This is a genomic window from Pseudomonas sp. NFR02 (genome assembly GCF_900119375.1).
Taxonomy (GTDB): Bacteria; Pseudomonadota; Gammaproteobacteria; order Pseudomonadales; family Pseudomonadaceae; genus Aquipseudomonas; species Aquipseudomonas paracarnis.
The window spans coordinates 588,056-605,411 of record NZ_FPJJ01000001.1; the positions used below are offsets into that span (position 1 = coordinate 588,056).

Below are 17,356 nucleotides of genomic sequence, written 5' to 3' on the forward strand. Positions count from 1 at the left end.
CCATGAGCATCCCACAGCATGCACCCGACGGGCTCGACAGCTGGAACCGCGAACTGCGCGCCGCGTGCGGCCACTTCGATACTCAGCTGGCTTTCAACCGTTCGCTGTTTATCGGCGAGATCCACAACCTGTCGCGTGGCCTGGCCATCCTGCGCACCAACGCCGGGCTGATCAAACGCCCGACGCACCAAGCCGACCATGACAACGACCAGGAATGTTTCCTGGTCAGCCAGCGCAGCGGCTACTCCCAGATCACCCAGAACGACCAGACCGTACAACTGGCCCCCGGAGAAATGCTGTTGATGGACTCGGTGGGCTCCATCGAAATCACCCCCTTCGGCCTGATCGAACACGCCTCGTTGTCCCTGTCGCGCAGTGCGGTGTGCAAGCACCTGGGCGGCCAGGCACGGGCCTTCGGCAAGATCTCCTCGACCAAAGCCTGCGGGCGCATGCTGCATGTGCTGATGGACCAACTGTGCAAGGACGATTCCGACGAAGACGCCACGCAAGTGGAAGCGCTGCAAGCGGCCTTCGTCTCGCTGTTGGGGTCGGCGTTGGAGCAGGGCGATGAGTGTCGCGAGGGCGTTGCTGCGTTGCACGGCAATAACCTGCGCAGCTATGTACAAAAGGTCATCGATGAGTCCCTGAGCCAGCCAGGCCTGAGCCCGATCGGCCTGGCCAACCGCCTGAATATTTCGGTGCGGCATCTGTACCGTCTGTTTGAAGAACAGGACGACAGCGTCTGCCGCTATATCCAGCGCGCACGGCTCAAGCGCAGTGCGGATGACTTGACCAACCCGTTCCTGCGCAGTGAGTCGATCACCTCGATTGCGTACAAATGGGGCTTTACCGACTCGGCGCATTTCAGTCGGTCGTTCAAGAAGCAGTTCGAGGTGTCGCCCAAGGAGTTTCGTTCCAGCCGGTTGCAGGCGGTGGGGGCATAAACAGCTCCTCGTGATCGTTCCCACGCTCTGCGTGGGAACGCCGCCCCGGACGCTCCGCGTCCCGCTCCAGAAGTCGTGACGCGAAGCGTCACAGGATGCATTCCCACGCAGAGCGTGGGAATGATCGGGTTTCAGATTTCGGGCAGCGTCGCGCCACCGTCCACCACCAGCGTCTGCCCGGTGATATAGCCCGCCAGGTCAGAGGCCAGAAACACCATCGCCCCGGCAATATCCGCCGCCGCGCCCAGGCGCCCCAGCGGCACACGGCGGGCGATGCTGTCATTCACGGCCGCATCGCCCAGGTTATCCATCGCCGGAGTGGCGATCATGCCGGGCTCCACGCCGTTGACCCGCACATTCAACGGCGCCAGCTCCAGCGCGGCATTGCGGATAAACCCATTCACCCCGGCCTTGGACGCCGCATAGTGGCTCAGCCCCGGGTAACCCACCCGGTTGCCGGTGACTGAAGACGTCACCAGCACGCAGCCCCGGCCTTGCTCGCGAAACCTCGGCAACGCCGCCTGGGTCAGCCAGAACAGCGCCGACAGGTTCACCGCCAGGGTGCGCTCCAGGATCGTTGGGGTGATGTCGGCAAAGGCGGTCAGCGGAAAGTACCCGGCGTTGTGCACCAGTACATCCAGTTGCGCCAAGCCTTGGACGCAAGCAAACACCGCTTTGGCATCCGCCAGGTCAACGCCAACGGCTTCAACTTGATGCCCCTGTGCGCACAACCGGGCAGCCACGGCTTCAGCCTGTTCAAGCAGACGGTCAGCAATCACCACCCGCGCACCGCGTTGGGCAAAGGCCTGGACGATGCCCAGGCCAATGCCCTGGGCGCCGCCGGTGACCAGCACGACCTGGCCGCTGAAATCCAGGTCATTCGTCATGGGCAGGCTCCAGGCGCGTAAACGCCAGCGTCGGCACGTCGACGATGCTGGCCCCACCGTCCGCCACCAACGTGGCGCCGGTAATGATCGAGGCGTCGTCGCTGGCCAGGAAGCGGCACACCTTGGCGATCTCGTCGGCACGGGCGGCGCGCCGCAGCGGGACATCGGCACACACCCGTGCATAGGCCTGCTGCAAGCTCTCGCCGTACGCCTCCATCAAAGGCCGCATCTCCGCGTCGGCCATCGGCGTGTGCACCCAGCCTGGGCACACCGCGTTCACGCGCACGCCATGGGGGCCATAATCACGGGCCAGCGAGCGGTTGAGCCCGAGCAGCGCATGCTTGGCGGTGGTGTAGCCACACACCTCGGGGCCTGCCGCCAATGAGGCGATGGAACCAATCAGCACCATGTTCCCGGCGCTTTCCTGCAACAGCGGCAGGCAGGCGCGGGCGCTGTAGAACGCACTGTCGAGGTTGCTGCGCAGCGCGCCTTCCCAGGTGGCCGGGCTGGTCTGGGTCGCGCTGCCTAGCCCGTGGCCACCGGCACAGGCCAGCAGCACATCGAGGCGCCCGAAGTGGCTGCGGATTTGCTGGATAAAGCCGTCCCAGGTGTCCGGGCAGGCGGCATCGCCCACCAGGATCAGCCCGCCGGTGTCCTGCGCCACCTGTTCCAGGGGCTCACGACGCCGACCGATCAGCACCAGCCGTGCGCCTTCCTGTGCGTACAAGCGTGCGCAGGCAGCGCCGATGCCGGTGCCGGCCCCGGTGATCACCACCGTGCGCGGCTCAGTCACGGGGATACTCCGTGCGGTTGAGCACCTGGCAATAGGAACTGATCGGGAAGTTCGACAGCGCGTCGAAGGACGTCCCGGCATAGCCGAAGATCTTGCCGTCGCTGCGGTGCTGTTGCAGGTCGATCAGCACCAGGCCGAGGGTCGGTACGATCTTCTCCTGCCAGACGAACAGGTACAGCTGTTCGGCGATCTTGTAGTAATGGCAGCGGTCGGTGTCGCACAGGCCTTTCTCCACGCCCTCAAGGCATTGCCAGGCGTAGAATTGCGGGTTGAGGTAGATGTGCTCGTAGACCTCGCTGGGGCTGTAGCGATAGTGGTTGCGCAGGCCGACCAACTCGTCGGTGGGGGCGTGCAGGCAGTGGCCGTTCTGCCACGGCCGGTCGAGGCTGCCATGGAGGAAGTCAACCTGTACCGAGGTCAGCGGTTTGCCGGCCAGGGCGCGGTGGTAAAGGCCTTCGTGGGTCTCTGCTGGTTCCGGCATACGGCCAATCACCGCGGTAAAGGAGGCATTTGGTGTGTCCAGCACCAGGCTGATCGACCAGCTTTGCCCGGCCTCGTGCTTGATAAAGTCCACCAGGTACAGGCCCGGGCGAATCGAGCTGGCGCGGTAGGCGGCGCTGCCGCTGGAGTGGCCATCGGCGGCGTGCCAGGCCAGGCGTTCCTGTTCGAAGCGGTGTTCGATCTGCCAGCCATTGGCAAAGTGCAGGGTGAAGGTCTGGCCGGCCAGGTCGGCCAGGTTCGGCAGGATGAAGGCCTCAGGTGCAAACCCCTCAGCCAGGGCGCCTACGGTGATCCAGTCAGATGAATTCGACATGGCAACCCCTCCCTTACACGACGGCGAAGTAGTGTTTGACGAAACTCTCGCTGACCACTTCCCACAGCACGGGCGTGCCCTTGGTCACGAACCAGCTGTCACCGGCTTTGTAGCGGGTGGATTGGCCGGTGGACTCGTCGGTCAGCACCACTTCACCGGTGACTATCGTGGCCTGTTCGGCGAACGGGTAAACCATGCGGAACTTGCCCTGGGTCGTGCCGAAGTACGCACTGCTGACCGCATCGGTGGGCGCGCCAAAGGTCATCTTGCCGAAGGCGCGTACTTCGCCTTCGAGGATTTGCGAGCCGAGGTCGGCCACGGTGCCCAAGGCGTCGAGTTCCGACAGCTGGACGTTGTGTTTCAGGGCGGTAAGAGGCATGGCAGTGGTTCCTGTGAGTGAGAAAAGAGGGTTAGCGGCGCCCATTCCAGTAGCCGGAAAGTTGGTGCCAGGATTTGCCCGCCGTCAGCAGCAGGGGGCGAATCGCGTCCTTGCCGATGATGGTGGGGCGGTGAATCGAGCTGACCAGGTCATAACGCGCCGAGCCTTCGCTCATGCCTTCGGCCAGTACCTTGCAGATGATGTGGCTGGGCGTGACGCCAAAGCCGGAATAGCCCTGCACGAAAAACGCATTGCTGCGCCCCGGCAAGGTGCCCACTTGCGGGAACAGGTTCGGGCTGCACGCCATCGGGCCGCCCCAGGCCAAGTCGATTTTCACGTCCTTGAGGTAGGGGAAAATCTTCAGCATCAGGTGACGGTTCCAGGCTTTCAGGTCGCCGGGAATGTGCTCCACCAAAGGCGTTGCGGCGCCGAACAGCAGGCGGTTCTCGTTGGTGACGCGGTAGTAGTCGATCACTGGGCGGATGTCGCTGTAGGCCCCACGGATTGGGCTGATGCGCTGGATCAACTCCTCGGACAACGGCTCGGTCATCATCTGGAACGCGTAGGTGTTGATGGTCGAGCGGTGCAGTTCTGGCTCCAGCTTGTTGAGAAAGCTGTCACAGGCCCACAGCAACTTGCTGGCGCGTACCGAACCGCGACCGGTGCGCACGGTGATGCGCTCGCCGTAGCTGACTTCCAGCGCCGGGCTGTTCTCGAAGATCTTCACGCCATGGCTGGCCAGTGCGGTAGCTTCGCCCAGCAGCAGGTTCAGCGAGTGCACATGCCCGCCACCCATGTGCAACAGGGCGCTGGTGTAGGCGGTGGAGCCGATGATCTGCTGCACATCGGAGCCGCCGAGAAAGCGGATTTCGTGCTGGCTGTTGATCGACTTGAAGTCTTTCTCCCAGGCGCGCAGGGTTTTTTCCTGGCGGGCGTTGAAGCCCATGTAGCCGTAGCCGTGGCAAAAGTCTGCATCGATGTTGTACTTGGCGATGCGGTTCTTGATGATGTCGGCGCCCAGGTCGCTGATCTCGAACACTTGGCGCAGCCCGTCTTCGCCCACGTCCTTCTTGATCTTCTCCAGGTCATGGCCGATGCCCGCCATGATCTGCCCACCGTTGCGGCCCGTGCCGCCAAAGCCCAGGTAGCGCGCTTCGAGCACCACAATGTTAGTGATGCCTTTTTCCGCCAGCTCAAGGGCCGTGTTGATCCCGGAAAAGCCGCCGCCGATGACCACGACGTCTGCGTCGATATCCTGTTCCAGGGTGGGGAAGCTGAGGTTGTATTTTTTGGTGGCGGTGTAGTACGTGGGGGTTTCGATGTTGATCATGGCGCAGCCTGAAAAAGTGAAGGAAGGCGCTAAAGCGGATGCCTCCATTAGGGCCCCTGGCGGGCTGGAAGTCTTGATCCTGCGTGCCCGGTTTTTTGATTCAGCGCGCCACGGGCGAGGGCACCTACAAGTTATAGCGCGCTCGCCGGCCGGGAATGTTAGAGTTTCGTTAAACTATTAACTAAATACTTCGTGACCCTGAGCCCTATGTCCACACCTCGACAATCCCTGACCCTGGCCTTGCTGCAAGCGCGTGAGGCCGCGATGAGTTTTTTCCGTCCTTCCCTGAATGAACACGGCCTGACCGAACAGCAATGGCGCATCATCCGCATCCTTGAACAGCATGGAGAGTTGGAGATCTACCAACTGGCGGAACTGGCCTGCATCCTCAAGCCGAGCATGACCGGCGTGCTGGTGCGCATGGAAGCGGCCGGCATGGTGCACCGGCGAAAGGCCGAACAGGACCAGCGCCGGGTGCTGATTACCCTGGCGGACAAGGGCAAAGCGAGTTTTGAGTCCATGAGCCAGTGCATGGAGGCCAACTACCAGCGCTTGCAGGATCAGTTTGGCGAAGAGAAATTCCAGACCTTGTTGGGGTTGCTGGATGACTTGAAGAACATCAAGCGATAAACCAACAGCTGAATCACCACCGATCAAAATGTGGGAGCGGGCTTGCTCGCGAATGCGGTATATCCGTCAATGAATCTGCTGACTGACACGCCGCATTCGCGAGCAAGCCCGCTCCCACAGGGGATATCAATACACTGCGCCAGTGGTGGTGGCCTGTGGAATATCTTTGAACTTCCCGGCCAGGCTTTGCAGCCCCCGCATCAACACCGTGGTATCCACCCCCACCGCCACGAACGTCGCCCCCAACTCGATATAGCGTCGTGCGAGATTTTCATCTGCACTGAGAATCCCTGCGGCCTTACCCGCCTTGACGATACGCACGATGGCGTCCTCAATCGCCGCCTGTACCTGCGGGTGCCCCGGGTTACCCCGGTGGCCCATGGACGCGCTCAAATCTGCCGGGCCGATAAACACCCCATCCACGCCTTCGACGGCGGCGATGGCGTCCAGATTGGCCAGGCCCTCGGCATTCTCAATCTGCACCAGCAGGCACATCTGCGCGTCGGCCTGGTCGAGGTAATCGGCGATGCTGTTCCAGCGCGAGGCGCGGGCCAGGGCGCTGCCGACCCCGCGAATACCCTGGGGCGGGTAGCGCAGGGCGCGCACCCGTTCTTGGGCCTGGGCGGCGTTTTCGACCATGGGTACCAGCAGCGTCTGGGCGCCGATATCCAGCAGTTGTTTGATCAGCGCCGTGTCGCCGATCACCGGGCGAATCAACGCCTGGCTGGGGTAGGGCGCGATGGCCTGTAATTGCGCGAGCATCCCCGGCAGGTGGTTGGGCGCATGTTCGCCGTCGATCAGCAGCCAGTCGAAACCGGCGTTGGCCGCCAGTTCCGCGCAGTAGGCGTTGGCAAGGCCGAGCCACAGGCCGATCTGTACTTCGCGGTTGTGCAGGCGTTGCTTGAAGCGGTTGACAGGCATGTCCATGACAGCACTCCTGGGTTCAGACGAAGCGGCAGGCAATCGAGCCGAGCAGGTCGTAGTCGACGTGGAAGGTATCGCCAGGGCGGGCCGCCACCGGGCGGGTAAACGAACCGCCGAGAATCACTTGGCCGGGCAGCAGGGTGACGTCATAGGGCGCCAGCTTGTTGGCCAGCCACGCCACGCCCTTGGCCGGGTGGTTGAGCACCGCCGCCGACACCCCGGACTCTTCGATCACTCCATTGCGATACAACACCGCCGGCACTTTGCGCAGGTCGATCTCGGTGGGGCGCACCGCACGGCCACCGAGCACCACACCGGCGTTGGCGGCGTTGTCGGAGATGGTGTCGAATACCTTGCGGGTGGCGTTGGTGTGCGGGTCGACCTGCTGGATGCGGGCGTCGATGATTTCCAGCGCGGGGATTACCCATTCGGTGGCGTCGAGCACATCGAACACCGTGCAGTTAGGCCCCTTGAGCGGTTTTCCGAGAATGAAGGCCAGTTCCACCTCCACCCGTGGCACGATGAAACGCTCGAAGGGAATGTCGCTGCCTTCGTCGAAAAACATGTCGTCGAGCAGGGCACCGTAATCGGGTTCGGTGATATTCGACGACACCTGCATGGCCCGTGACGTGAGGCCGATCTTGTGGCCCTTGAGCGTGCGCCCGTCCTTGATCTTCTGCGCGACCCATTCACGCTGGATGGCGTAGGCGTCGTTGATCGTCATATCGGGGTAGTCGAGGGAAAACTGGCGCACCTGTTCGCGGCTGCGTTCGGCGCGGTCCAGGTGGGCGGCGGCCGCAAGGATTTGCTGGGAGTCGAGCATGGCAACGGTCTCTAGTGTGGGTTGACGATGGCGGCCTGGGTGCGCAGCACCAGCAAGCCACCGAGGGCGATAAACAGCGCGAGTACGTACAGGGCCAGGCTGGCGCTCTGGGTGGCGTCGCGCATCCAGCCGATCAGGTAGGGCGCGAGGAACGCCGCGATGCTGCCGAACGAACTGATCATGGCGATGCCCGCGGCCTGGGTGGTGTGGGAGAGAAACGCCGGCGGCAGTTGCCAGAACATCGGCAGCGCGGCACTGGCGCCCATGCCGGCGACCACCAGCCCGCCCATCACCAGCAGCGCATTGGCGGGCGCCAGGCCCGCCACGGCGATGCCGAGCGCCGCCATCAGCAATGGCACGCACAGGTGCCAGCGGCGCTCGCGGTGGCGGTCGGACGAGCGCCCACAGCCGAGCATAAAGAAGCAACCGGCCAGATACGGCACGGCGCTGAGCAAGCCGACCTGGCTGTCGCGGCCGATGCCGGCGCCGTGGATCAGGGTGGGCATCCAGAACGCCAGGGTGTTGACCGCCAGCATCACCGCAAAGTACACGGCCACCAGCAGCCACACCTGCGGGTCACGCAGGATGCCGCCGAACGAGGTGATGGTCTTGCGCTGTTCCTCGTTGCTCAGTTGGGTACGTAGTTGCTGTTTTTGCTCGGCAGTCAGCCAGTGCACCGACTCGAAACTGTCCGGCAACCACTTGAGCACCACCAGCCCCAGCAGCACCACGGGCGCGCCTTCGATCAGGAACATCCATTGCCAGCCGCGCAGGCTGCCGACGTCGTGGAAGTTCTCCAGGATCGCCCCGGAAATCGGCCCGCCCAACACCCCGGCCATAGGCACGGCAATGGCAAACAAGGCGGTGACCTGGGCGCGACGGCGCGCCGGGTACCAGCGGTTCAGGAATACCAGGATCCCCGGAAAAAACCCGGCCTCGGCCACCCCCAGTAGAAAGCGCAGCACGTAGAACCCGCGCGCGCTCTCCACCCACAACATGCCGGTGGAGAGCAGGCCCCACACCACCATCAGGCAGGCGATCCAGCGCCGTGGCCCGACGCGGTCCAGGGCAATGTTGCTGGGCACGCCGAACAGTGCATAGGCGATGAAGAACAGGCCGGCGCCAAAGCCATACACGGTGTCGCTGAAGTGCAGGTCGCTGCTCATCTGCATCTTGGCAAAGCCGATGTTGATGCGGTCCAGATGGGCGAACAGGTAACACACCAGCAACAAGGGCATCAGGCGCCAGGTCACCAAACGATGGGTGCGGTCGTGCTCGGCAAGCCGCAGGCTTGCAGTGGAATGGGCTGTGCTCATGATGGTGTTCTTCTTGTAGTTGTAGGAGCCGGGGTCGTTTCAGCTCGCCGCGTTGTTCAGGAACGCGTGCACATTGTTCTGCTTGAAGTTGAGCTGCGGGTGCAGCTCGATCATCTCGAACGACAACGCGAGCAAGCGCTGTGCCTGCAGCTCGGCGAAGTGCGCGATGATCACCGCGAACACCGCTTGGGCGACGGCCTCGCGCGTGGTCAGGTCGCGGCCATGGCCGACCTTGAGGGTCATGTGCACAAAGGCATAGTCATGCTTGCCGTCGGCCATGCGCCAGGTGTCCAGGCGTACGCCGCGACTGCGAATGCCGCCCAGCGGAAACACACCGCTGTCGCCCAGCACGCGGTGGACTTTTTCAAACAGGCCGGGCAAGTCGGCCTGCTGTTCGAGGTTGTCGGTGTACTCAGCGATAAAGTGCGGCATGGGGCTCTCCCAGGGTTAAAGCGGGAAAATCGCGTTGATCTGGCCGGTGCCCGAACTGCCGAACGGCGGCGTGATGATCTCGGCCGGCTTGGCATAGTCCGGCCCACCCAGCAGGCCCAGGAGCATGGCGGTGTCGTGCATCTTGCCTTCGCCAAAACAGTGTTCGGCGTAGTCGGGCAACATGGCGCAGAACTCCTTGAAGCGGCCTTGCTTCCACATTTGCACGACATGCAGGTCCACCTGCTTGTCGAATTCGCGGGTCCAGTTGTGGATATTCGCCTCAGCCTCGCGGTCGTCCGAGAACCGATGGGACAGCGAGCCGGACGCCAGCACCAGTACCTTGCGATCGCTCTTTTCAATCGCCCGGCGCACGGCGGCGCCGAAGGCAAAACTGTCTTCCAGGCGATGCCAGGCGCACCAGGCAGCGATGGAAATGACTTTGAATTTTTCTGCGTCGGGCACGCCCATATGCATGTAGCGCATGGGCACCAGGGTGCCGTATTCCAGCTCCAGGCTCGGGATGTTGTGGGCCATGCTGCGCACGCCAGCCAGATTGGCTTCGGCGGCGATCAGCTCACCCAGTTCAGGGCAGCCGGGGTAGGCGTAGTCCATGTTCTTGATGAAGTGCGGCAGTTCGTTGCTGGTGTAGGTGCCCTGGAACTGCTCGCCGCAATTGACGTGGTAGCCGCTGTTGACCAGCCAGTGCACGTCGAACACTACCGCAGTGTCTGCCCCGAGTTCGCGGGCACGCCGGCCGATCTCCTTGTGCCCGGCAATCGCCGCTTCGCGACAGCCGTGATGCTTGCCGGGCAGTTCCGACAGGTACATCGACGGTACGTGGCAGATCTTCGCTGCCAGAACCACTTCGCCCATGATGACTCTCCTGAATAATTATTCTTGTATGGCCTGTGAGGTCCCTGTGGGAGCTGGCTTGCCTGCGATGGCATCGGCTCGGTACGGCTGAAGGACCGCGGTGTCTGCATCGCGGGCAAGCCCGGCTCCCACAGGAGGCTTGTTTGAGCCTGGGCTACACGCCCCAGCGCGGAATGTGATGACTGCCCATGGAAATACACACGTTCTTGATCTCGGCAAACACTTCGAAGCTGTACTGGCCGCCTTCACGCCCGGTGCCCGAGCCTTTGACCCCGCCAAACGGCTGGCGCAAATCCCGTACGTTCTGGCTGTTGATAAATACCATGCCCGCTTCGATACCGCGCGCCAGGCGGTGGGCCTTGCCGATGTCCTGGGTCCAGATGTAGGAGGCCAGCCCGTATTCGGTGTCGTTGGCCAGTTGCAGTGCCTCGGCTTCATCCTTGAACGGAATCAGGCACACCACCGGGCCGAAGATTTCTTCCTGGGCGATGCGCATCCGGTTGTTCACGTCGGCAAACACCGTCGGCTGGATAAACTGGCCGCGGCTCAGGTGCGCCGGCAGGTTGGCCGGGCGTTCCAGGCCGCCAGCCAGCAGCGTGGCGCCTTCCTCCAGGCCGATCTTGATGTAGCCGGTGACCTTGTCGTAATGGGCCTGGGTGATCATCGAGCCGACCTGGGTCTTCGGGTCCTGGGGGTCGCCGACGATCAAGCGCTTGGCTCGCGCCGCGAACTCGGCGACAAATCGCGGGTAGACGCTTTCCTGGATGAAGATGCGGCTGCCGGCGGTGCAGCGCTCGCCGTTGAGGGAAAAGATCGTGAACAACGCGGCGTCGAGGGCGCGTTCCAGATCGGCGTCTTCGAAAATCAGCACCGGCGACTTGCCCCCCAGTTCCATGGAGTACTTTTTCAGGCCGGCGCTCTGCATGATTTTCTTACCGGTGGCGGTGCCCCCGGTAAAGGAAATCGCCCGCACGTCCGGGTGGCGCACCAGTGCATCGCCAGCGGTGGCGCCGTAGCCCTGGATCACATTGAGCACGCCGTTGGGAATTCCGGCTTCCACCGCCAGGCGCCCCAGTTCATTGGCGGTCAGCGGCGACAGTTCCGACATCTTCAACACCGCCGTATTGCCCAGCGCCAGGCACGGCGCGGTCTTCCAGGTGGCGGTCATGAACGGCACGTTCCAGGGCGACACCAGCCCGCACACGCCCACTGGCTGGTACAGGGTGTAATTGAGCATCTGGTCGTCCACCGGGTAGGTGTGGCCGTCCATGCGGGTGCAGACTTCAGCGAAGAAATCGAAGTTGTGCGAGGCACGCGGGATCAACACGTTCTTGGTCTGGTGGATCGGCAGGCCGGTGTCCAGGGTTTCCAGCTCGGCCAGGTGTGGCACGTTCTGTTCGATCAGCTCGCCCAGCTTGCGCATCAAGCGCGCGCGCTCTTTGGCCGGCGTATTGGCCCACTTGGGGAACGCGGCCTTGGCCGCCGCCACGGCCTGCGCGACTTCTTCGGCACCGCCGCTGGCCACTTCACCGATGGCCTCGCCGGTGGCCGGGTTGTAGTTGATAAAGGTGTCTTTGCTTTCGACCTCACGGCCGTTGATCCAGTGTTTGATCATGGTGCTCAAGCCTCTTTGCGCGCGGAGAAAAACTCCGTTTCACTGACAATACGGTTGACCAGGCGGCCCACGCCTTCGACTTCCACCACCACTTCATCCCCCGGTACCACATCGGCCAGGCCCTCGGGCGTGCCGGTGGCGATCATGTCGCCCGGTTGCAGGGTCATGAAGCTGGACAGGTATTCGATGAGGTAGGGGATATCGAAAATCATGTCTTTCGTGCTGCCTTCCTGGCGCAGTTCGCCGTTGATCCAGGTGCGCAATTTCAGGTTGCCTGGGTCGGGCACATCGGCCACGTCGACGATCCATGGGCCGACCGGGGTGGTGGCGTCGCGGTTTTTCACGCGAAGGTTGGGGCGGTAGTAATTCTCGAGGTAGTCGCGGATCGCGTAGTCGTTGCACACCGTGTAACCGGCCAGGTAGTCCAGAGCGTCGGCGCGTTTGACGTTGCGCGCGGTCTTGCCGATCACCGCCACCAGCTCGCACTCGTAGTGCATGTAGGCGATGTTGTCCGGGCGCCAGGTGACTTGGCGGTGGCCGGTGTAGGTGCCCACCGATTTGATGAATGCCAGCGGTTCGGTCGGCGGCGTAAAGGCCAGTTCGGCGGCGTGGTCGGCGTAGTTCAAACCCAGGGCGAACATGTTGCCGGTGGCGGGTGGTAGCCATTGCACCTGGTCTTCGGCCAGCAACCGCCCATCCTCCAGGCGCACGCTGCAGTCGGCTTGCACCAATACGTTGTGGGTTGCACCTTCAAAGCGGATACGTGCGCGTTTCATGCCGATGCCTCTGCTGCAATGGTGTTGCTCAGTCGGCCTATGCCGGTGATGTCGACCTCAACCTGGTCGCCTGGCTGCACATCCACGCGGCCTTCCGGAGTGCCGGTGATCAGCACATCGCCGGGGTACAGGGTCATGAACTCGCTGATCTCGGCGATCAATTGCGGGATGTCGCGTACCCAATGGGCGGTAGAGCTTTCCTGGCGCAGCTCGCCATTGACGAACAGCTTGAGGCTCAGTTGATTGGGGTTGGCCACTTGATCCCGCGCAACCAGCCGTGGGCCCAGGGCGCAAAACCCATCGCGGCATTTAGCTTTGACGGCAGGGCGGTAGTAGCTGTCTTCCGGCAGGCTGAATTCATTCACCACCACATACCCGGCCACATGGGCCATGGCGTTCTCCGGGCTGACACGGCTGGCGCGCTGGCCGATCACCACGCCCAGCGCCGGGCCCGGTTGCAGGCGCTCGCCGTGCGGGTGTAACACCACGCCGTCGTGCCCATTGCGCGTGTTGGGGGTTTTGATAAACAGCACCGGCTTGGTCGGTGGCTGCTGGTAGGGCGCCTGCTGGAAGGCGGCGAGATGCTGGTCCAGCAGGCCTTGGTAGTTCAGCGCAACGCCGAACAGGGTGCCGCTGGCAACATCATGCAGGGTACGGCTCATGCGTTTCTCCTGGCGGTGACGACGGCTGCACAGGCCGTTCGTTAAGTTGTTAACGTTATAATTAATATGTTAACTACCGTCAAGCGTGGCACACTGCGCTGGCCTCACAACAACAAGAAGAGAGCCCCGTGAAGCCGATTCCCAACATCAACATCGGGCAGGTCTACGACCAGCGCTACAGCGACGCCGAGGTGCATTACGACAAGCTCGGCAACCTGGCAGGTTTTTTCGGGCGCAATATGGCGGTGCATCGCCATGACCGGTTTTTCCAGGTGCATTACGTCAAGAGTGGCGCGGTGCGGGTATATCTGGATGACCACCAATACGTTGAATCGGGGCCGATGTTTTTTCTCACGCCGCCCACGGTGGCCCACGCTTTTGTCACCGAGGCCGATGCCGACGGGCATGTGTTGACGGTGCGCCAGCAACTGGTGTGGAGCTTGATCGACGCCGACCCCAGCCTTGCTTGCGGTGCCGCATGTGTGGCCTTGACTGGCGACGCCGAGGGTCTGGAGCCACTCTTCGAGGCGCTGTGCAGTGAGATCAACGCCGAACGGGCAGGGCGCGCCGCCGCCCTCGACAGCCTCACAAGGCTGATCATGATCCGCCTGCTGCGCCTGTGCGCCCACGCCCAGCCCGCACGTCCGACAGCCCATGAAGACCTGCGTATCTTCCATCGCTTCAACGAACTGATCGAAGCCCACTATCTGGAACATTGGCCGTTGGCGCGTTATGCCCAAGGTATTGGCGTGACCCAGGCGCGGCTCAATGAAGTGTGCCGGCGCATCGCCGACCTGCCCTCCAAGCGCCTGATCCTTGAACGGCTGATGCAGGAGGCCAAGCGCCTGCTGTTGTTTACCGGCAGTTCCGCGAATGAAATCTGCTACCAACTGGGGTTCAAGGACCCAGCGTATTTCAGTCGGTTTTTCTTGCGGTACGCGCAGATGACGCCGGGGGAATATCGGGTGCGTCAGTCGGCGATACGCTGAGGATTGTTCGGAGAAAAAGCGCAACGCTGAGGAATTTTCTGATAGCGGTTCGTTGAACGAGAAGGATGTTGTTACCTGTCTGGCAGGAACTTTCCCGACCGCCTGGCCACGCATGAGTACTTGTTCAGTGCAGGCTTTCGGCAGCGGCGGTGAGCAAGTAGCGCCTGATAGTTTTCGCTTGTCCTCCTTCAATTAAATGAGACTTCCTACAATGCTCACGCACACTCAGCCTGCTTACTCACCTGCGCACTCAACGTTTACACAGCCTGATAAAACCCTTGATCAACCCGTTACAGATCGACCCAATCCCTTGGGTCAATCACCGGCACATTATCCGATTGGCCCAAGCGTTAACTCAAACCGTGACGCAGAGCTGGGGGAGCTGTTGAGGTTGTTGGGTACATTAGTCGTGGCACTTAAAACATGGATGAGCAGGGAGAATGAGGCGCCGAAACCCCAGCCACCCGTTGTGGCTTACCCAACCCCTGTTGTGAGTTCGCCGCACAGACCACTGATGAATACGCAGACTGCACCTGACACCGTGCCAACCGTTAAAAGTGTATGGAAAGAACAATTGGCGCCCTTCATGAACCGGCCGAACCTGGCCAAGACCCGTAGCGCGTTTGATACCGAACTCGCTGAGATGTTTTCAGGTAAAAACTATGAGCCAATCACTACGTTTATGTCTGAAAAACCCAAAGGGCAAAAGCCTGACGACCTGCGCAATGGGTTGCGTGCCACGTATGAGAACTTTCCTTACCTGGGCATCTTGGGCCGAGAGGAGCACGTGGCCGCGATCAAGGTTGTCATGGCTACATTCGGGCAAAGCCCTATCGGGATTTTCAAGCACGTCGTCAAACATGGCGACCACTATGACGTGACGATGCGAGACGGCTTCAAGCTGATAATCACCGTTGAAGAACTTGAACTGGCGGCCAGGGCGGCAAAGTTCAGTGGCGGCGATGAAGGCATGGTCAAGGATGCGCAATTTCTGTTTGGCGTGATGAGCAAGCGCCAGCACATTGAGCTGGCGCGCGAGAGGGCCGCGGACCGTTTCTTCAGCCACTATGAAAAAGACAGCGCGTACCATGCCGAGGCTAGTTATCCGGGTGTACTGGTGGGGGCCGGAGGCGGCATCGACGGTGACACGGCGCTGTCCTATCTGGGGCTGAAAGAACATATGCAGGTCATCGAGGCCAGTGCTTTGGGGGCGCAGGTCGGGGTGCCGTTGGACAAGGGCGGGAGAAACAAGAACGGCGTGATTATTGAGGGCGTGATGGAGGGCCAGTTATACAACACGCCGGTTTCACCGTCATTGAAGGTAGTCACTCTTCGCGGGTAATTTGAAGTGTTCGGTAAGTGTCAGGAGGTTATCCAACATGTTAGTGTCTTGCGTTAATGCTGTTGCTCTTGGTCATGCCAGGGCGAGCGATGCTGTAACTTCTCCAGTTGTTTTGTCTTCTTCCAATCCGCCTGCGCCAGCCAGCGAAGCCAAACAACTCAGTAGCCTGGTAGGCGAGTTGGAGCGTCTGTTGGCGACGTTATCCGCTCGGTTGAAACCCGACGTTGATTCAGTAACTTTGCCTGCGAGTGTCACCGATAACCGCACCGTCAATCGTGACGAATTCTTGAAAGGTACGCCTGCGAATACGGGCATCAAGCCCACTGATATTTTCAAAAGCTTTTACCAATTGACCGAAGGTAATTGCGTGACGATATCCGCCATTAAGGCCGCGATGATGAGATTCGGCCATAACCCTTACGGTATTTACAAATCCATCGTGGTCACCGACACCGGCTATCGTATTGTCACGCGCGATGGGTTCAAGCTGCACATCACCCATGACGAACTGAAGCAGGCCACGGCCGGCGCCAACTTCGGCACCGACCGGCCCAACGATGTTCTGGTCAATGCGCACTTTCTATATGCCGTCAGTGCCAAACGCGCCTACCTCGAAAATAATGACGGGGAGGCTAATAAGAGTTTTGCCGCCGCCATACGCAGCCTCAATGATGGCGAGTATCCGGGACAGGCCTTGCGTCGCCTGGGCTTGAAAGACTTCGTGGCGCCCGCAACCCTCCAGAACTTCCTGAACGGCGCTATCGGCACGGTCACCAGCGGCTTTCATTCGATGGCCGTGGTGGGCGGCTTCCTGGACAAATACGGGCACAAACAACCACTGGAAAGCGGCGATGCAAACCGGCGTGCCGCGGTTGGGCTCAAGTTACTCTAACGTCGTGTGTTTATCAGGCGCCCACCATCCATTTGGCCAGGCCATGCCGGCCGCTCACGCCCAGCTTGGCGGCGGCGCGCTTGAGGTAGGTCTCGATCGAGCTGTTTTTGACACTGAGTTTCTCCGCGATTTGCGGCACGGTACCGCCGGTCAGCAGACCGAGGCACACTTCCTGTTCCCGCGCCGAAAGGGTGATGTCGCTCAAAGACAAGCGTTTGTAGAACTCACGCTGCAACTGCGATTGTTCCAGCAGGGTATGGGCCGGCTCAGTTTCGGCGCGTGGAGCCTGGCGCAGGCTCTGGGCGTGCCGCTCCATCAACGGCAACAGTGTGTCCGACAGGCGCTTGAGAAACGACAACTCAGCCAGGGAAAACCCCTGCTGGGTCGGCGGACGGTAGAACGAAATCACACAGCGTCGATTGCCCTGGCGCGATACCAGGTTGCATTGGTGGGAAGTGCCGCGCGGATGCGCGCTGTTGGCCTTGGCGTTCATCTGGATCAGCAGCGGGTCTTGCATGTGCAGCATCTGCCGCAACAGCGGGTGGTCGTTCAGCGCATGCAAGGTCTGGGGCACCGACAAATCCTTTTTCACCCCGGCGCTGCCCAGTAACTTGATGCCCAGCACGCGGTCGCGCAGTTCATCCAGGGTCCATTCGCTGAGGTCTACCAGGTGAATCGGTACCCACTTGCCCACCAACTGCAACATCGTGGCGGCGAAATGTTCGTCGCCGCTGTTTGAAATCAACTCGCCCATTTCGGCATAGAAATGCGGGCCGCAGGTGCCGCCAATACTGGGGGTCAGACTCATAGCCATCTCATCCTTGATGTCGAAAACCGTCAACGGTTGCCCAGGGCCTGTGCAGGGCGCTCCGTACTGCTTGAACGTAACTCGGCGTTCGAGATTTCATTTAGCCATGGGGCTTTGTCCTACGTAT

At 61.5% G+C, this 17,356-nt stretch carries 19 protein-coding genes; 5 read left to right on the top strand and 14 right to left on the bottom strand.

Features of this window, described 5'->3' with window-relative positions:
• Positions 1–2: 2 nt before the first annotated feature.
• The gene (gene feaR / locus BT199_RS02840; RefSeq protein ID WP_072433825.1) at positions 3–944 is read left to right on the top strand and encodes a transcriptional regulator FeaR; all 942 of its coding nucleotides are present in this window, start codon (positions 3–5) and stop codon (positions 942–944) included.
• Between the two features lie 131 nt (positions 945–1,075).
• On the opposite strand, the gene BT199_RS02845 is transcribed toward feaR, so the two are convergent.
• From BT199_RS02845 to BT199_RS02865, 5 genes are read right to left on the bottom strand one after another with little or no spacing between them, the layout of a single operon-like run.
• Positions 1,076–1,831, bottom strand: coding sequence for an SDR family oxidoreductase (locus BT199_RS02845; RefSeq protein ID WP_014719083.1), 756 nt, complete (start codon positions 1,829–1,831; stop codon positions 1,076–1,078).
• Positions 1,821–2,624, bottom strand: a complete 804-nt coding sequence (locus tag BT199_RS02850; RefSeq protein ID WP_072433826.1) for an SDR family NAD(P)-dependent oxidoreductase — start codon at positions 2,622–2,624, stop codon at positions 1,821–1,823. Before BT199_RS02850 ends, BT199_RS02845 begins: the two co-directional genes overlap by 11 nt.
• Entirely contained in the window at positions 2,617–3,438 is an 822-nt protein-coding gene (locus BT199_RS02855; protein ID WP_072433827.1) for a molybdenum cofactor biosynthesis F family protein, read from the bottom strand. The genes BT199_RS02850 and BT199_RS02855 overlap by 8 nt, the downstream gene beginning before the upstream one ends.
• Before the next feature lie 13 nt (positions 3,439–3,451).
• A complete protein-coding gene (locus BT199_RS02860; RefSeq protein WP_072433828.1) occupies positions 3,452–3,817 on the bottom strand; it encodes a cupin domain-containing protein in 366 nt (121 codons plus the stop codon).
• A 31-nt stretch (positions 3,818–3,848) separates the two neighbouring features.
• Positions 3,849–5,147, bottom strand: coding sequence for an NAD(P)/FAD-dependent oxidoreductase (locus BT199_RS02865; RefSeq protein ID WP_020301330.1), 1,299 nt, complete (start codon positions 5,145–5,147; stop codon positions 3,849–3,851).
• A gap of 207 nt (positions 5,148–5,354) precedes the next feature.
• On the opposite strand from BT199_RS02865, the gene hpaR reads away from it, so the two are divergent.
• Positions 5,355–5,777: a homoprotocatechuate degradation operon regulator HpaR gene (gene hpaR, locus BT199_RS02870; protein ID WP_014719078.1), complete on the top strand. Its 423-nt coding sequence runs from the start codon at positions 5,355–5,357 to the stop codon at positions 5,775–5,777.
• 126 nt (positions 5,778–5,903) lie between these two features.
• Here hpaR and hpaI read toward each other — a convergent pair whose 3' ends face one another.
• The 8 genes from hpaI to BT199_RS02910 form a co-directional block, all read right to left on the bottom strand.
• Entirely contained in the window at positions 5,904–6,704 is an 801-nt protein-coding gene (gene hpaI, locus BT199_RS02875) for a 4-hydroxy-2-oxoheptanedioate aldolase (protein WP_072433829.1), read from the bottom strand.
• 16 nt (positions 6,705–6,720) lie between these two features.
• Positions 6,721–7,524 carry a 2-oxo-hept-4-ene-1,7-dioate hydratase gene (gene hpaH / locus BT199_RS02880; protein WP_072433830.1) on the bottom strand — a complete coding sequence of 268 codons (804 nt, stop codon included), beginning with the start codon at positions 7,522–7,524 and terminating at the stop codon, positions 6,721–6,723.
• Between the two features lie 11 nt (positions 7,525–7,535).
• Complete coding sequence (locus tag BT199_RS02885) at positions 7,536–8,840, bottom strand: MFS transporter (RefSeq protein ID WP_072433831.1); 1,305 nt, start codon at positions 8,838–8,840, stop codon at positions 7,536–7,538.
• Positions 8,841–8,879: 39 nt separating this feature from the next.
• A complete protein-coding gene (locus BT199_RS02890) occupies positions 8,880–9,272 on the bottom strand; it encodes a tautomerase family protein (RefSeq protein ID WP_014719074.1) in 393 nt (130 codons plus the stop codon).
• Positions 9,273–9,287: 15 nt separating this feature from the next.
• The gene (hpaD, locus tag BT199_RS02895; protein WP_014719073.1) at positions 9,288–10,145 is read right to left on the bottom strand and encodes a 3,4-dihydroxyphenylacetate 2,3-dioxygenase; all 858 of its coding nucleotides are present in this window, start codon (positions 10,143–10,145) and stop codon (positions 9,288–9,290) included.
• Between the two features lie 154 nt (positions 10,146–10,299).
• On the bottom strand, positions 10,300–11,760 hold the full coding sequence (gene hpaE / locus BT199_RS02900) for a 5-carboxymethyl-2-hydroxymuconate semialdehyde dehydrogenase (protein WP_072433832.1): 1,461 nt from the start codon (positions 11,758–11,760) through the stop codon (positions 10,300–10,302).
• A gap of 5 nt (positions 11,761–11,765) precedes the next feature.
• Entirely contained in the window at positions 11,766–12,536 is a 771-nt protein-coding gene (locus BT199_RS02905) for a fumarylacetoacetate hydrolase family protein (RefSeq protein WP_014719071.1), read from the bottom strand.
• On the bottom strand, positions 12,533–13,198 hold the full coding sequence (locus BT199_RS02910) for a fumarylacetoacetate hydrolase family protein (protein WP_072433833.1): 666 nt from the start codon (positions 13,196–13,198) through the stop codon (positions 12,533–12,535). Before BT199_RS02910 ends, BT199_RS02905 begins: the two co-directional genes overlap by 4 nt.
• A 128-nt stretch (positions 13,199–13,326) precedes the next feature.
• Between BT199_RS02910 and hpaA the strand changes: the two genes are divergently transcribed.
• From hpaA to BT199_RS02925, 3 genes are all read left to right on the top strand, one after another.
• Positions 13,327–14,187: a 4-hydroxyphenylacetate catabolism regulatory protein HpaA gene (gene hpaA, locus BT199_RS02915; RefSeq protein WP_014719069.1), complete on the top strand. Its 861-nt coding sequence runs from the start codon at positions 13,327–13,329 to the stop codon at positions 14,185–14,187.
• 514 nt (positions 14,188–14,701) lie between these two features.
• Entirely contained in the window at positions 14,702–15,529 is an 828-nt protein-coding gene (locus tag BT199_RS02920; RefSeq protein WP_256575923.1) for a type III secretion protein, read from the top strand.
• Between the two features lie 37 nt (positions 15,530–15,566).
• Positions 15,567–16,421 (top strand): hypothetical protein, encoded by an 855-nt coding sequence (locus tag BT199_RS02925; RefSeq protein WP_256575810.1) that lies wholly within the window; start codon positions 15,567–15,569, stop codon positions 16,419–16,421.
• A 13-nt stretch (positions 16,422–16,434) separates the two neighbouring features.
• Here the strand turns inward: BT199_RS02925 and BT199_RS02930 are convergent, their stop codons facing one another.
• Positions 16,435–17,229, bottom strand: coding sequence for a helix-turn-helix transcriptional regulator (locus tag BT199_RS02930; RefSeq protein ID WP_072433835.1), 795 nt, complete (start codon positions 17,227–17,229; stop codon positions 16,435–16,437).
• Between the last annotated feature and the right edge of the window lie 127 nt (positions 17,230–17,356).

Coding starts and splice junctions, on each gene's coding strand:
- feaR (WP_072433825.1), top strand. CDS start 3: ATGAGCATCCCACAGCATGCACCCGACGGGCTCGACAGCTGGAACCGC.
- BT199_RS02845 (WP_014719083.1), bottom strand. CDS start 1,831: ATGACGAATGACCTGGATTTCAGCGGCCAGGTCGTGCTGGTCACCGGC.
- BT199_RS02855 (WP_072433827.1), bottom strand. CDS start 3,438: ATGTCGAATTCATCTGACTGGATCACCGTAGGCGCCCTGGCTGAGGGG.
- BT199_RS02860 (WP_072433828.1), bottom strand. CDS start 3,817: ATGCCTCTTACCGCCCTGAAACACAACGTCCAGCTGTCGGAACTCGAC.
- BT199_RS02865 (WP_020301330.1), bottom strand. CDS start 5,147: ATGATCAACATCGAAACCCCCACGTACTACACCGCCACCAAAAAATAC.
- hpaR (WP_014719078.1), top strand. CDS start 5,355: ATGTCCACACCTCGACAATCCCTGACCCTGGCCTTGCTGCAAGCGCGT.
- hpaI (WP_072433829.1), bottom strand. CDS start 6,704: ATGGACATGCCTGTCAACCGCTTCAAGCAACGCCTGCACAACCGCGAA.
- hpaH (WP_072433830.1), bottom strand. CDS start 7,524: ATGCTCGACTCCCAGCAAATCCTTGCGGCCGCCGCCCACCTGGACCGC.
- BT199_RS02885 (WP_072433831.1), bottom strand. CDS start 8,840: ATGAGCACAGCCCATTCCACTGCAAGCCTGCGGCTTGCCGAGCACGAC.
- BT199_RS02890 (WP_014719074.1), bottom strand. CDS start 9,272: ATGCCGCACTTTATCGCTGAGTACACCGACAACCTCGAACAGCAGGCC.
- hpaD (WP_014719073.1), bottom strand. CDS start 10,145: ATGGGCGAAGTGGTTCTGGCAGCGAAGATCTGCCACGTACCGTCGATG.
- hpaE (WP_072433832.1), bottom strand. CDS start 11,760: ATGATCAAACACTGGATCAACGGCCGTGAGGTCGAAAGCAAAGACACC.
- BT199_RS02905 (WP_014719071.1), bottom strand. CDS start 12,536: ATGAAACGCGCACGTATCCGCTTTGAAGGTGCAACCCACAACGTATTG.
- BT199_RS02910 (WP_072433833.1), bottom strand. CDS start 13,198: ATGAGCCGTACCCTGCATGATGTTGCCAGCGGCACCCTGTTCGGCGTT.
- BT199_RS02920 (WP_256575923.1), top strand. CDS start 14,702: ATGAATACGCAGACTGCACCTGACACCGTGCCAACCGTTAAAAGTGTA.
- BT199_RS02925 (WP_256575810.1), top strand. CDS start 15,567: ATGTTAGTGTCTTGCGTTAATGCTGTTGCTCTTGGTCATGCCAGGGCG.
- BT199_RS02930 (WP_072433835.1), bottom strand. CDS start 17,229: ATGAGTCTGACCCCCAGTATTGGCGGCACCTGCGGCCCGCATTTCTAT.